Annotated in this window: 16 protein-coding genes and 2 pseudogenes; 11 read left to right on the top strand and 7 right to left on the bottom strand. The window is 72.4% G+C overall.

Features of this window, described 5'->3' with window-relative positions; translation table 11 throughout:
* Nucleotides 1-625, top strand: a pseudogene (locus IFT36_RS12190) (hypothetical protein); the annotation flags it as partial.
* 2 nt (nucleotides 626-627) lie between these two features.
* Here the strand turns inward: IFT36_RS12190 and IFT36_RS12185 are convergent.
* A complete protein-coding gene (locus tag IFT36_RS12185) occupies nucleotides 628-2,529 on the bottom strand; it encodes an ABC transporter ATP-binding protein (protein WP_200413260.1) in 1,902 nt (633 codons plus the stop codon).
* 147 nt (nucleotides 2,530-2,676) lie between these two features.
* Here IFT36_RS12185 and IFT36_RS12180 point away from each other — a divergent pair, with 147 nt between their 5' ends.
* The 5 genes from IFT36_RS12180 (at nucleotide 2,677) to IFT36_RS12160 (ending at nucleotide 5,469) form a co-directional block, all read left to right on the top strand.
* A complete protein-coding gene (locus IFT36_RS12180) occupies nucleotides 2,677-3,222 on the top strand; it encodes a GNAT family N-acetyltransferase (RefSeq protein ID WP_200413259.1) in 546 nt (181 codons plus the stop codon).
* Nucleotides 3,223-3,301: 79 nt separating this feature from the next.
* Nucleotides 3,302-3,517: a hypothetical protein gene (locus tag IFT36_RS12175; RefSeq protein WP_157485393.1), complete on the top strand. Its 216-nt coding sequence runs from the start codon at nucleotides 3,302-3,304 to the stop codon at nucleotides 3,515-3,517.
* Between the two features lie 111 nt (nucleotides 3,518-3,628).
* A complete protein-coding gene (locus tag IFT36_RS12170; RefSeq protein WP_200413258.1) occupies nucleotides 3,629-4,540 on the top strand; it encodes a MerR family transcriptional regulator in 912 nt (303 codons plus the stop codon).
* Nucleotides 4,541-4,592: 52 nt separating this feature from the next.
* Nucleotides 4,593-4,928: a PadR family transcriptional regulator gene (locus IFT36_RS12165; RefSeq protein WP_056047026.1), complete on the top strand. Its 336-nt coding sequence runs from the start codon at nucleotides 4,593-4,595 to the stop codon at nucleotides 4,926-4,928.
* Nucleotides 4,921-5,469, top strand: a complete 549-nt coding sequence (locus IFT36_RS12160) for an HAAS signaling domain-containing protein (RefSeq protein ID WP_056047029.1) — start codon at nucleotides 4,921-4,923, stop codon at nucleotides 5,467-5,469. The genes IFT36_RS12165 and IFT36_RS12160 overlap by 8 nt, the downstream gene beginning before the upstream one ends.
* Before the next feature lie 58 nt (nucleotides 5,470-5,527).
* On the opposite strand, the gene IFT36_RS12155 is transcribed toward IFT36_RS12160, so the two are convergent.
* From IFT36_RS12155 to IFT36_RS12145, 3 genes are all read right to left on the bottom strand, one after another.
* A complete protein-coding gene (locus IFT36_RS12155) occupies nucleotides 5,528-5,941 on the bottom strand; it encodes an SRPBCC family protein (RefSeq protein WP_200413257.1) in 414 nt (137 codons plus the stop codon).
* 51 nt (nucleotides 5,942-5,992) lie between these two features.
* Nucleotides 5,993-6,202, bottom strand: a complete 210-nt coding sequence (locus IFT36_RS12150; protein WP_249408610.1) for a hypothetical protein — start codon at nucleotides 6,200-6,202, stop codon at nucleotides 5,993-5,995.
* 233 nt (nucleotides 6,203-6,435) lie between these two features.
* Nucleotides 6,436-6,843: a DUF7882 family protein gene (locus IFT36_RS12145; protein ID WP_200413256.1), complete on the bottom strand. Its 408-nt coding sequence runs from the start codon at nucleotides 6,841-6,843 to the stop codon at nucleotides 6,436-6,438.
* A 544-nt stretch (nucleotides 6,844-7,387) separates the two neighbouring features.
* Here IFT36_RS12145 and IFT36_RS12140 point away from each other — a divergent pair.
* Nucleotides 7,388-8,197, top strand: a complete 810-nt coding sequence (locus IFT36_RS12140; protein WP_159825328.1) for a formate/nitrite transporter family protein — start codon at nucleotides 7,388-7,390, stop codon at nucleotides 8,195-8,197.
* 142 nt (nucleotides 8,198-8,339) lie between these two features.
* Nucleotides 8,340-8,606 carry a hypothetical protein gene (locus tag IFT36_RS12135; protein WP_200413255.1) on the top strand — a complete coding sequence of 89 codons (267 nt, stop codon included), beginning with the start codon at nucleotides 8,340-8,342 and terminating at the stop codon, nucleotides 8,604-8,606.
* 153 nt (nucleotides 8,607-8,759) lie between these two features.
* On the opposite strand, the gene IFT36_RS12130 is transcribed toward IFT36_RS12135, so the two are convergent.
* Genes IFT36_RS12130 through IFT36_RS12120 form a run of 3 tightly spaced genes read right to left on the bottom strand, consistent with a single transcriptional unit; the run spans nucleotide 8,760 to nucleotide 11,543 of the window.
* Nucleotides 8,760-10,157: an ABC transporter permease gene (locus IFT36_RS12130; protein ID WP_200413254.1), complete on the bottom strand. Its 1,398-nt coding sequence runs from the start codon at nucleotides 10,155-10,157 to the stop codon at nucleotides 8,760-8,762.
* Entirely contained in the window at nucleotides 10,154-10,960 is an 807-nt protein-coding gene (locus tag IFT36_RS12125; RefSeq protein ID WP_082460365.1) for an ABC transporter ATP-binding protein, read from the bottom strand. The genes IFT36_RS12130 and IFT36_RS12125 overlap by 4 nt, the downstream gene beginning before the upstream one ends.
* 37 nt (nucleotides 10,961-10,997) lie before the next feature.
* Nucleotides 10,998-11,543, bottom strand: coding sequence for a hypothetical protein (locus IFT36_RS12120; protein ID WP_056047046.1), 546 nt, complete (start codon nucleotides 11,541-11,543; stop codon nucleotides 10,998-11,000).
* Between the two features lie 208 nt (nucleotides 11,544-11,751).
* On the opposite strand from IFT36_RS12120, the gene IFT36_RS12115 reads away from it, so the two are divergent.
* The 3 genes and pseudogenes from IFT36_RS12115 to IFT36_RS12105 form a co-directional block, all read left to right on the top strand.
* A complete protein-coding gene (locus IFT36_RS12115; protein ID WP_056047049.1) occupies nucleotides 11,752-12,231 on the top strand; it encodes a hypothetical protein in 480 nt (159 codons plus the stop codon).
* Nucleotides 12,228-12,467 carry a hypothetical protein gene (locus IFT36_RS12110; protein WP_056047051.1) on the top strand — a complete coding sequence of 80 codons (240 nt, stop codon included), beginning with the start codon at nucleotides 12,228-12,230 and terminating at the stop codon, nucleotides 12,465-12,467. The genes IFT36_RS12115 and IFT36_RS12110 overlap by 4 nt, the downstream gene beginning before the upstream one ends.
* 351 nt (nucleotides 12,468-12,818) lie before the next feature.
* Nucleotides 12,819-13,089: pseudogene (locus tag IFT36_RS12105) on the top strand (3,4-dioxygenase subunit beta); the annotation flags it as partial.

The following is a 13,089-nucleotide window of genomic DNA, read 5'->3' as shown; positions in this document are numbered from 1 at the left end:
CGGCACCGCGATCGTGTCGGGCGACGCACGCGCCGATCCCTCGTTCGCCTCGGCGCTGCTCGCCGCGGGCTGCCCGGCCGACGCCGACGACGCCGCCCGGCTCTCGGTGACGTCGGGAGGCGCGACCGTCGTCACGTCCCCGAGCGTCGCGGTGACCGCGGGGCAGCCGGTCGAGGTGCCGATGGCCATCTCGTTCGAGGAGGTGGTCGCCGCCGGCGTCGAGGAGGGCGGAGCGACGCTCTCGCTGGAGTGCCTCGTCGTCGAGTCCGGCATCCCGTCGACGGTCGTCGTCGCGGCGACGCTGCCCGTGACCTTCGCCGCGGGGTCCTGGTCGGTGCCCGGCGCCGAGGTCGACCCGGCTCCGCCGACGGACGACCCGACCGCGCTGCCGACCGACCCCGGCACGGCCCCCTCCCCCGCACCCACGGACGGGGCCGCGGCCGGGACGGACTCGACGCCGCGACCCTCGGCCACGGCCCGGCCCTCCGCCGACGGAGCCCTCGCCTTCACGGGCGGTCAGGTCGCCGGGGTCGGCGCTCTCGCCGCGGGGCTGCTCGCGGCGGGCACCGCCCTCGTGCTGCGGCGACGGCGGACCGCGCCCGGCGACGGGCCGCCCGCGGAATAGGGCTACGGCGCGCTCGGCGCCTGCTCGTCCGCGGCGACGTCCTTCTGCACGGCGAACTGCGTGCGGTGCAGTTCTTCGTAGCGGCCGGCCGCGGCCAGCAGTTCCTCGTGGGTGCCGCGCTCCACGATCGAGCCGTCCTCGACCACGAGGATCTGGTCCGCGCTGCGGATGGTGGACAGGCGGTGCGCGATGACGAGGGCGGTCCGCCCCTCGAGCGCCTCGCTGAGGGCCGCCTGCACGGCGGCCTCGGACGTCGAGTCGAGAGCCGCGGTCGCCTCGTCGAGGATGACGACGCGGGGCTGCGCCAGCAGGAGGCGCGCGATGGTCATGCGCTGACGCTCGCCTCCCGAGAGCCGGTAGCCGCGCTCCCCCACCATCGTGTCGAGCTGGTCCGGCAGCGACCGGATGAGGGGCTCGAGCCGCGCGCGGCGGACGGCGTCCCACACCTCGTCGTCGGTCGCGTCCGGCCTCGCGAGACGCAGGTTGCTGAGGATCGTCTCGTGGAACAGGTGGCCGTCCTGGGTCACCATGCCCAGCGTGTGGCGCATCGAGGCGAAGGTCACGTCGCGGACGTCCGTCCCCGCGAGGCGCACGGCGCCGCCGTCGACGTCGTACAGACGCGACATCAGCTGCGCGATCGTGGACTTCCCGGCACCCGACGTGCCCACGAGCGCGACGGTCTGCCCGGGCTCGATCCGGAAGGACACGCCGTGCAGCACCTCCTCGCCACCGCGGGTGTCGAGGGTGGAGACCTCCTCGAGGGAGGCGAGGGACACCTTGTCGGCGGACGGGTACGCGAAGCGGACGTCGTCGAACTCCACGCTCACCGGGCCCTCGGGGACGGAGGCGGCGGTGGGCTTCTCCTGGATCAGCGGTTCGAGGTCCAACACCTCGAAGACGCGCTCGAAGCTCACCACCGCGCTCATGATCTCGACCCGCGCGTTCGCGAGGCCGGTCAGCGGCACGTACAGGCGCGTGAGGAGGAGGGCCAGGGTGACGACCTCCCCGGTGTCGAGCTGGCCGGCGAGCGCGAGGGCGCCGCCCAGTCCGTACACGAGCGCGAGGGCGAGGGCGGAGACGAGCGTCAGCGCGGTGACGAAGACGAACTGCAGCAGCGCGGTGCGGACCCCGATGTCGCGGACCCGGGCGGCACGGACGCGGAACTCCTCCGCCTCCTCGTCGGGACGGCCGAACAGCTTGACGAGGGTGGCCCCGGGCGCGGAGAAGCGCTCGGTCATCTGCGTGCTCATCGCGGAGTTGTGGTCGGCGGCCTCGCGGCGCAGCGCGGCCAGACGGCTGCCCATGCGCCGCGCGGGGACCAGGAAGATCGGAAGCATGACCACGGCGAGGACCGTCACGAGCCAGGACGTGCTGAGCATCACGATCAGCGTGAGGACCAGGGCCACGACGTTCGTGACGACGCCCGACAGGGTGCCGCTGAAGGCCTGTTGGGCGCCGATCACGTCGTTGTTGAGGCGGCTCACGAGGGCGCCCGTGCGGGTGCGGGTGAAGAACGCGATCGGCATCTTCTGCACGTGGTCGAAGACGGCGGTGCGGAGGTCGAGGATCACGCCCTCGCCGATCCGGGCCGAGAACCAGCGCGTCACGAGCGAGACGCCGGCGTCGGCCAGTGCCACGACGGCGATCAGGACGGCGAGCCGCACGATGGTCGCGAGTTCGCCCCGCGCGACGATGACGTCGACCACCCGGCCGGCCAGCACGGGCGTCGCGACCGCGAGGACGGCCCCCACCACGGACAGGGCGATGAAGACGACGAGCTTCGACCGGTAGGGCACCGCGAACGTCATGATCCGCCGGACGGACGCGCGCGAGATGCCGTGCCCGCCGTCCCGTGCGGACGAGATCTTGTAGAGCGAGCTCCAGGCCGCGCCTTCCATGCTCATGGTGGTTCCTTCCGTGGGGGCCTGGCCCAATGTAGACGGCGGATCGCCCCGGGCTCGCAGCAGCCGTGCCCGGGACGGTCCGACGTTGCCCGGGGACGGTCGGCAGGAATCCTCCCCGAGGCCGGGCGATGCACGAGGATCGACGTCATGGACACGGACACCCTGGCGTCGACCCCCCGGCTGACCCTCCGCCTGCATCGCGAGGACGATCTGGAGCGACTCCTCGCGATCCACTCACGACCGGACGTCTCGCGGTACCTCCTGGAGGAGCCCTGGACGATCGAGTCCGGACGGGCACAGCTCGATCGGCGCCTGGGTCGGACGGACCTCGCCGAGCCCGTCGGAGCACTCGCCCTCGTCGTCGAACGGGAGGGCCGGCTCATCGGCACGGTGGCGCTGTGGCGCACCGAGTCCGAACCCCGCACGCTCGAGGTCGGATGGACGCTCGATCCCGACCACGGAGGCCAGGGCTTCGCGGGCGAGGCGGTCGCGGCCGCGCTGCGGCTCGCGTTCGCCCGGGACGACGTCCATCGCGTGACCGCGCAGATGGACGGCCGCAACACGGCCTCCGCCCGACTCGCGGCCCGGGTCGGCATGCGGCAGGAGGCGCACCACCGGCAGGACTTCTGGAGCAAGGGCGAATGGACCGACACCCTCGTCTTCGCGATGCTCGCCGACGAGTTCCCCGGGTGACGCGTCGGCCCCGGGGGGACGTCGACGGGCAGACTCGTGCCGAGGAGTCCACCGCGACGGAACGGAGACGGGCGTGTTCATGAGGCGCGGCGGATCGACCGAGGGATGGGCGCTCATCGGGTTCGGAGTCGTCGCCTGCCTGTTCTCGGCGCTCGCCCTGTCCGGCGCGTTCGGCTCGGTGCCGGACGGCGGTCGCGCGGGGACGTTGGCCTACCTGGGCATCCCCGTGGGCATCGCGGCGATCGTCGTCGGCATCGTCGGCCTCCGTCGCGACGACCATCGCGCCGGGGACTGACCCCGCGCCTCCGTCGGCGGGCGTTCCGGGACCGCCCGGGTTGCAGGTGCCGCAGCGTCATGTGGTCTGCTCGAAGCACGTCCCGTGTCGTCCCGCGTCGAAAGGCCCGCCATGCATGCCATCCCGGTTCCGCCCCGTCAGGTCCTGATCGGCGACGCCGCGGCGTTCGTCGGCTTGACTCCCCGGGCGATCCGCCACTACCACCAGATGGGCCTGCTCCCCGAGCGCGAGCGGGGCACCGACGGCCGACGGCGGTACGGCTACGCGGAGATCATCCGGCTGCTGTGGATCCGCCGGATGGCCGACGCCGGGATCGCCCTCGACGACATCCGTGACGCCTTCACCGGGGCCGCGCCGGGCGCGGACACCGGCGTGACCGAGACCACGGACGAGGTCGCCGGCGTCCTCGCCCGACTGGAGGACACCCTCGCCGCGCAGGAGGACGAGCTACGCCGGAAGAGGGAGTCGGTCCGGCGCATGCGGATGCTCGGCAGCCGCCTGGGGCTTCTCGACGAGATCGTCTCCACCCGGCTCGAGGCCGCGCCCGAGGGCTCGCTGCGGCAGGACGACCTCGACTCGCTGCTGGTCACCGAGCGCATCTTCGGCCCGTTGGGTGCCGTCCTCCAGGCGAGCCGATTCCTCGTGCTGGCCCTGCACCCCGAGCTGCGTGCCGAGTCCGACCGCGTCGACGCCGCCGAGGAGGCGCTCGACGACTCGGTCGCCGTCGACGACCCCCGGGTGGCACGGGTGGCGGCCGAACGGCACGCCTTCGACATCAGGCTGCTGGGCCTGATCGAGGAGTCGGGCCAGCGGGACGAGGACGACGCGATCTTCGACGCCTGGGACGATCGACACCCCACCGAGGGTGCCGAGGCGGCCCCGGCGCCCGAGACGGCGGCGAGCTCCCGCGCCAGGAGCGCGGCGGACGTCATCCGGAGCATGCCCTACGACTTCTCCCCCGCCCGCCTGCGCTGCATGGAACTGGCCCTCCACCTGGCGGTGGCCGAGACGCCCACGCCCTGAGCGGTCCCGCGAGCCCTTGACCTGTCTTGCACCGCAAGGTAGCTTGTGACGCATGACAGCGGACGTGGGGGCGCAACTGCGCAAGGGGGTCGTCGAGTACTGCATCCTCGGACTGCTCGACCGTGAGCCCATGTACGGCTGGCAGCTCTCCGAGCAGCTCGTCGAGGCGGGTCTCGTCGCGAGCATCGGGACGCTCTACCCCATCCTCGGTCGCCTCCGGGCCCAAGGCCTGGCCACCGCCTTCGACCAGCCGTCCGCGACGGGGCCCGTCCGCAAGTACTACCGGCTCACACCCCTCGGGCGCGACCAGCTCGGCGCCTTCCGCCTCCAGTGGGCTCCGTTCACCGCCTCGGTACACCGACTCATCGGAGAAGACACCCGTGACTGACACCACACCCGAGATCACCACCGCCTACCTCGCGCAGCTCGACACCGAGCTCGACCAACTCCCGGCAGACCTGCACCGGGACATCGTCACCGGCATCCGGGAGGAGCTCCAGGGTCTCGACGCCGAGGCCGCGGGCGCGCGCATCCGGCAACTCGGCGACCCGGCCTTCATCGCCGCCGGGGCGCGCGCCGAGACCGTCGGCGAGGCTCCTCCCACCAGCCCGGACGCGCCTCCTCCCGGTCGGACGTTCTCGATCGTCGCGGTCGTCGTCCTGATCGTCGGCTCGTTCCTGGTGCCGGTCGTCGGTGCGCTCGCCGGTCTCCTCTTCGTCAGCCAGGCGAGGGCCTGGAGCCGACGGGAGAAGGCGGCCTCGTGGCTCGCCGCCGTGGGTGTCGTCCTCCTCGCCCTCGCGGCCTCGACGGTGATGGCCTCGGCGGGTCTCGGCGGCACCCACCTCGTCGTCCTGGTCGCCTACCTCGTGTTCCCCGTCGTCGGCGTCGTGCTCGCCGTCCGCGCACGGGGACGGGGCTGGCACGCCTGACGCGAGCTCCCGCTCGTCGCGGGACGACCTCCGAGCCGTGCGCCCGTCGGCCGATCCCCTACCGGGCGCGCGGGAGACGCTCGTCGAGCAGCGTCGCCAGCCGGTCGAGGTCACCACGCACGAGGCGGGCATCGGACTCGACGTCCGCTTCCGACATCCCGTCCCGGCGGAAGAGGGTGAAGACGGCTTCGCTCCCCTGGTCGTTGGCCACGACGCGGAAGGGGTTGCTCACGACCGTCCCGTCCGGCAGGGTCACGTCGTGGTCGAGGATGCCGAGCTCCACCGGCCCGGTGAACGCGACCTCGACGACCCCCATGGGTGAGTCCGTGAACCACCGCCCCTCGTCGTGACGGATGCCGGCGCTCAGACCGGCCGCCCACGCGGGGAGGTTCTCCGGGTCGCCGGCGACGCTCGAGACGGCGGTGACGTCGTGGTCGAACGCGCGCGAGATGTGGACGGCGGGCCAGGTCATGCCGGGAAGCTAGCAGCGTTCCGCCCGACGAGCGACCCTCACGACGCCGCGTCAGCCCCGGCGGCGCGCACCTCGTCGGTAGCCGAGCCATGCCGCCAGGCCGAGCAGGCCGACGACGAGGACGACCGCGCCCACGAGAGTCGCGGTCGAGAACACGTGCACGCCGTCAGCGGTGAAGGTCGTGTCCGACACGGGGGCGTACGCGAACCACCCGAAGGACACGGGCCTCGCCGACGCGACGACGAGCACGACGACGCCCACGACGGACGCCGCCAGACCGCCACCCAGGACGAGGCGGGAGACCGGGCCGGCACGTTGTGTCGTGCCCGGACCATAGCGTGCGCGGTAGGCGGTCGCCAGCGCTCCGATCGAGGCGTAGCCTGCCCCCGTGGACCTCGGAGACCCGACCGCCTGGTGACCGGCGTCGCGCCGGTCCCAGCGCACCCTCCAGACGTGGAGCCCCGCGGGCTAGGCCAGACGTGGCGCCCCGCGGGCTAGGCGCGACTCGGCGGTCTCGCCGCCCTCGTCCTCGACGGCTCAGGACGGTCGGTGGCCCAGTCGACGTGCGTGCCGGCCGCGCCGGGCAGGTGGGTCGCCGGGTCGTGATCGGGCTCTGCTTCGGGGTAGAGGCCCCGGCCTGACGACGCACTGGCGTAGAGCGCCGCGAGCCAGGTGGGGTTGATTTCGACCGTGCGGCTGCCTGCGAACTTGAACCGGAGGCTGATCTGGGGCGAGAGCCAGACGGTCGACCGGCCGTCGCCGGTCTCGATCGGTTCCTTCCACGAGAACATGAACGACTCGTTCTGGCGGAACTTGTTCACGATGACGATCTGGAGGTGGGCGAGGAGACGGTCCTCGACCTTGAACTCGAGGACGTCGCCGTCGTAGACGATGTATCCCATGGCTGCTCCGAGACGGAGAACGCCCGACGGTGCTGACAGCAGGGTCTGGGCTGTGGTGGTGTGCGGATCTCACTGCGCACTGCGCCGGCCGTCTTCGCGACGCCACATATGGTGACGAGACCACATCGGTGATGCGTCCGCTCGGCTCTCCTCGAGACCTGACACTAGACCGCCGACGAGGAAGGGCGACAGGGTCCCGACCCGAACGGGACCCTGTCGCCGGCAGCTCGCACCGGACCCGACCGGTGCCAGCGCACGCCTTGAGGACCTGAACCACCCTCAAGACAGGCCCAGCCTGCGCCTGCGCCCGCGATGCCCGACAGATCTGGACTTAAGCCGAACGCTTTGATACCAGCGGGCGCGGTGGGCGTTGCGGCAGCGTCGACGTCCCCGAGCACGACGCCGGGCACGAGGGATCTCCTCGAGAGCCTGGCCGCCCGCGCCTCCTGACCCCGGGTGATCCAGGAGCGGCGTCACACGGAGTCCGCTTCGTCTCTACTGTTCATCCCGAGGACGAGACTCGTTCCCGCGAAAGGAACGAGCGATGAGCGAACGACGTCGGCGAGAACTGGGCGAGTCGGACGAACCCCTCGAGGACGAACTCGACGAATCGTTCGACGCGACGGTGGAAGAAGGCGCCGAACGCCTGCACCGCACGCTCCGCACCACGCTCATCACGGGCTTCTTCGGAGGACTCGAGGTCGGCCTGGGGATCATGGCGATGCTCGCCGTGCTGACCGAGACGGGCAGCCACCTGCTCGCGGGCCTGGCGTTCAGCATCGGGTTCCTCGCCCTGCTCCTGGCGCACTCGGAGCTCTTCACCGAGAACTTCCTCCTGCCGATCGCCGCACTCGCGGCGAAGGAGGGCACGTTCCTGCAACTCCTCAAGCTCTGGGGCGCCACGTTGGTCGCCAACCTCGCCGGCGGGTGGATCTTCATGTGGCTCGTCGTCCAGGCCTTCCCCGAATGGCACACGACCCTCGACGAGTCGGCTCACCACTTCGTGGACGCTCCGTTCTCCCTGCAGACCGTGATCCTGGCCGTCCTGGGTGGCAGCACGATCACGCTGATGACCCGCATGCAGCACGGAACCACCTCCGAACCCGCGAAGATCGCGGCTGCCGTCGCCGGGGCGTTCCTCCTGGCCGGTCTGCAGCTGTTCCACTCGATCCTCGACTCGCTCCTCATCTTCGGGGCCATCCAGGCGGGCAGCGACGTCAGCTACGCCCAGTGGGCGGGGTGGTTCGGCTACACGTTGCTCTTCAACATCCTCGGCGGGCTCGTCCTCGTCACCTCCCTGAGGCTGCTCCGCACGAAGGAGCTCTTCTCGAAGGCGCGGGACGAGAACGAGTAGGAGGCGCAGGAGCGGTTACCCCCCGGCCGGACCTGGTCGTCGCACCAGACCGTGACGGCACGCTCGACCGTCGCCGCACCTCCTTGAATGATCGCGGCACTCGACGTACGGTGAAAGTGCCGATGACGTCGAGGGAGCGAGCATGGACGAGGACGCGGAACAGCCGAGAGGTCGGCTCCGACTGCAACGGCCGACGTTTCGAGGGTCCTCCGTCGGCTGGGGCATCGGAGCGGTCTTCTGGCTCGTCTGCGCGGTCCAGGCTCTGGTCGGGGTGGTGCAGGACGGAGGCACGTCCGTCGTCGGCGCCCTGCTCCTGGTCGGACTGACCGCCCTGGCGGTGGTCTGCGTCATCGGCACGGTGGCGACGATCCGGCATCCCCGTCCGGCGCCTCCCGCCACGGACGCCTGACCGGGGCCGCTCGTCGGCGGTGGACCGGCGGATGCCCCTGGTCAGCCGATGAACCCCGTTTGCGACGATGAACCCCGATCTTTCGGGGTTCATCGTCGTGAACGGGGTTCATCGGGCCGCCGGCGAGCGGCGCACCGGGCGCCGCCGCACCGGTCAACGCGCGGCGAGCGCCTCGACCGGGGTGACCGACGTGGCACGGCGGGCCGGGACGAGGGCGGCGACCCCGGCCAGCACGGCGGCCGTCACGGCCAGGCCGAGCAGCAACGGGACGGGCAGCGTCGGCGCGATCAGCAGGCCCTGGTTCGCCGAACCGAGCAGCGCCTGGGCTCCGGCCCAGCCGTAGACGACGCCGAGGACGACCCCGACGACGATCGCCGTCAGCGCCATCTGCGTCGCCTCGAGCAGGATCATGCGGCGCACCTGACCCGCGGTCGAGCCGATCGCGCGCAGCAGACCCAGCTCGCGCCTCCGTTGCATGACGCTCAGCGACATGTCGTTGACCATGCCGACGGCGGCGATCACGGCCGAGAAGCCGACGAGGGCGGCGACGATCAGCAGCGTCGTGGTGAACACCTGGTCGAGCTCGGCGGCGTACGACGGGTCCTGTTCGATCGAGTAGATGAAGCTGCGCAGCGTCTCGAGCGCGACCGACAGGGTCGTGACCAGGGTCACGCCGATCACGATGCCGATCGTGGCGCGCGTGCTGCGCTCGGGCTGACGCACCGCGTTCTCGGCGGCGAGGCGGGCCACCTGGCTCGTGCCGAAGGTCCGGCCGACGGCGCTCAGCACGGCGGGCATCAGCGCGTGGGCTCCGACGACGACCCCGGTGAACGACAGCACGCCACCGAAGAACGCGATCAGCACGCCCATCGCGTCGACCAGCCCGACCACGACCCCGACGACGAGCAGCAGACCACCGCCGACGACGAGGAGGGCGGCGACGACCGTCCGCACGATGCGACGGCTCCGGCCCTCGACGGGGGCGTCCTGCGCGGCGTCGGTCGCCTGCAGCGGCGTCACCTGCAGCACGCGACGCGAGCCGACCCAGGCCGCGGCGACCGTGGTCGCCACCACGGCCACCGCCGGGACGAGACCGCCCACCGAGAAGTACGAGTACGCGAGGTCGGGCAACTGTCCGCGACCGACGAGCACCCGCACGGCGACGACGACGACGGCGAGCCCCACGAGCGTCCCGAGCACGGCCCCGGCGACCCCGACCACGAGACCCTCGCGGGCGACGGCCCGACGCTGGTCCCGTGCGGACGAGCCGAGCAGGCGCATCAGGGCGATCGTCGGCGTCCGGCCGGCGACCACGGTGGCGAAGGTGTTGGCCGTGACGATCGCCCCGACGTAGAGCGCGAGGCCGACGAAGACCGCGGCGACGAAGCCGAGCATCGTCGAGACCGTGCCGCTCGCGGCGACCGCGGCGTCGGAGGCGACGATCTGCTCGAGCACGTGGGTGACGCCGAGCAGGCCGACGCCGAAGGTCGTGCCGAGGGCGGCCACGAGGATGCTCGGACGGTGCTCGAGCAGCTGGTCGCGGGCGCTCACGCGACACGCTCCAGGTCGAGCATGACGCCCGAGATCTCGGCCGCGCTGCTGCGGTCGATCTCGTGCACGATGCGGCCGTCGGCGAGGAACACCACGCGGTCGGCGTAGCTGGCCGCGACCGGGTCGTGGGTGACCATCGCGATGCTCTGGCCGTGGTCCGTCGACGCGGTGCGCAGCACGTCGAGCACGTCGCGGCCGGCCTTCGAGTCGAGGTTGCCGGTGGGCTCGTCGGCGAAGATCAGGTCGGGCCGGGTCGCCAGGGCCCGGGCGATCGCGACGCGCTGCTGCTGCCCGCCCGACAGCTGGTGGGGCCGGTGGGTCAGCCGGGCCCCGAGGCCGAGCGTGGCGACGAGCCAGTCGATCCAGGCGCGCTCGTCGGCCGTGGCCCGACGCCCGTCGAGACGGAACGGCAACTCGATGTTGGCCGACACGTCGAGGGTGGGCACGAGGTTGAACGCCTGGAAGACGAAGCCGATGCGGCGACGACGCAGCAGCGTCAGCTCGGTGTCGTCGAGGCCGGTGATGTCGGTGTCGCCGAGCAGCACCCGGCCCGAGGTGGCCGAGTCGAGGCCGGCGGTGATGTGCATCAGGGTCGACTTGCCCGAGCCGCTCGGGCCCATGACGGCCGTGAACCGGCCGGCCGGCAGGTCGAGCGAGACGTCGCGCAGCGCGTCGACGCGGCCGTCGCCCTGGCCGAAGGACTTCGTGACGTTCCGGACGCGGGCGACGGGGACCGCGCCTCCTCGGGTCGGGTCGTCCGTACGGGGAGACGGGACGGGCTGGGGCTGGGGAGTGGGGGTCATCGTGATCTTCCTGTGCGGGTCGTGGTCGGTGGTGAGGTCAGTGGCGCAGCGTCGAGTTGACGTCGTCGCCGGGCACCGCGTCGACGGTGGTCCAGCTGGCCCAACGCCCGTCGACCTCGGCGACGACGCGGCCGTCGCCACAGCTGACGAGACCCGAGGTCGGCAACGGCTCGGGCAGCGTCGCGGGGTCGAGGGCCGGGCCGCCGAGGTCGCCGTCGACGGGGGTGCAGGCGGCGAGGTCGGGGCCGGTCTCGGAGGTGAACGAGAGTTCGTAGCCGGGCTCCTGCGTGTCGAGGCGCACGTCGACGTCGCGGGCGTCGCTCGGCACCCAGGCCGGCAGGAACCAGGCGACGTCGGTCGAGTCGGCCGTGCTCGGGGCGTCGGCGGCGGTGTCGAAGTGGCGCTGCTGCACCTGCTCCGCGCCAAGTGCGCTCTTCGCCGCGTCGACGGTCCCCGAGCACCCCGTGAGCGTGACGACGGCGAGCGCGGCGACGCCGAGACCGGCCGCGAGGGCGCCGCGGCGGAGGGTGGTGGGGGACGAGGAGGCGCGGGTCGCGATGGTCGCGGAGGTCGTGTCGTTCATGTCTACGATCCTCGCCGCGGGGCCCGGTACCGGAACATCACGTGCACCCACGGACCCGCGCGGGGGTTATCCCCCGGTGGCCCCCACTCCGTCCACAGCGGGAGTCGGTCGTACCGGTCGGTGTCGTAGGGTCGAGAGCAGGTCCGGCACGCAGACGTCCGGACGGACGACGGACGGGGCACTCCCCTCCGGGAACGAGGGGGACATCGTGACCGACCACCGAGGCCTCGGCCAGGGCGACACCGGCGCGGGGGCGACCTCGGTCGAACCACGGATCGCCCTCACGGCGACGCCGTTCGTCACCGCGATCGCCCTCTCGCCGATCATCGCGATGGGCCTCGTGGTGGTGACCATGCGGCGCGCCCTCGAACTGGCCGTCCCGGGCCGGACGGGCGTCGACGCCGGTGACCTGGGCGTCGTGCAGATCGCCTCGTTCGTGCTCTGGATCGGCATCGTGTTGCTCGCCTGGCTCGACCACCGTACGCTGCGCTCCCGCGGACTGGAGCGACCCTTCTCCTGGGCGTGGGCCCTGCTCGGCCCGCTCGTCTACCTGATCGGCCGCAGCGTCGTCGTGCGCCGCCGGGTCGGTGGCAGCGCCGCTCCGCTCTGGCTCTACCTCGGGCTGACCGTTCTCGGCTCCATCATCGCCGTGATCGTCGTCGTCTCGTCCGGGGTGCCGACGCCGTGAGCGTCGTGGAGGTCAGCACCGTCGTCGTCGTCGGCCTGATCGTCGCCGTCGGCGTCGTGGCCGCCGTCGGCGTCGTCCGGCGCGGACGACGTGACCGGGCGATCGCCGCCCGCCTCGACGCCACCGACCCCGGGGCCGGGGTCCGTGCCCAGGCCGAGGCGGAACGCCGACACGAGGCCCCTCGAGGCGAGGCGGGCGGCATGTCCCGTTCGGCCGGCGGCAAGAACTCGGCCTGACCCGCGTCGAGCTGGGAACACGATCGCCGACGGACGCGTACTGTCACACGGGTCGAAGGCGTTTTCTTGCGTCTTCATTGGCCGGTGTTGCTTGCATCCCTGCCCGTGAAGCTCATGCGACAACATCGGCATCTGGGGCACGGCTACGGACTCTTCCGCGGCCGTGCCCCTCTCTCGTGCCCGGGCGGGCCGCAGGTGCGGCCGACGCAAGGAGGCGCGGTGCGAGCCCCCTTCGCACCGCGCCTCCTTCATGGGCGCTTCATCGGAGGCGCAGGGCCGGCGCATCGGGACGGGCTCCAGGATGACGGTGATCCCATCCGAGGCGACCAGCCCCGAGCCGAGAGCGTGACCATGAGCGACCCCCGCCCGACCCGCATCCCCGAACCCGACCGCACGCCCGAGGGCCCTGCCTACGAGGGCCGACTGCTCGACCGCGTCGACGACGAGGTCGTCGACCAGGGCGTCGCCTTCGACCTGCGGACGCTCGTCTCGCGCCGCAGCGTGCTGGGCCTGATCGGGCTCGGGGCGGGCAGCGTCGTGCTCGCCGCCTGCACGTCGGCCACGGGGGCGGGCGGGACCGGCGCCTCCTCGACCGCCACGGCGTCGCCGAGCCCGAGCGCCT

It is taken from the genome of Frigoribacterium sp. CFBP 13605 (genome assembly GCF_014839405.1).
Classification (GTDB): domain Bacteria; phylum Actinomycetota; class Actinomycetes; order Actinomycetales; family Microbacteriaceae; genus Frigoribacterium.
Note: the sequence above shows the minus strand (reverse complement) of the source record. Positions and strands in the feature narration are given on the sequence as shown.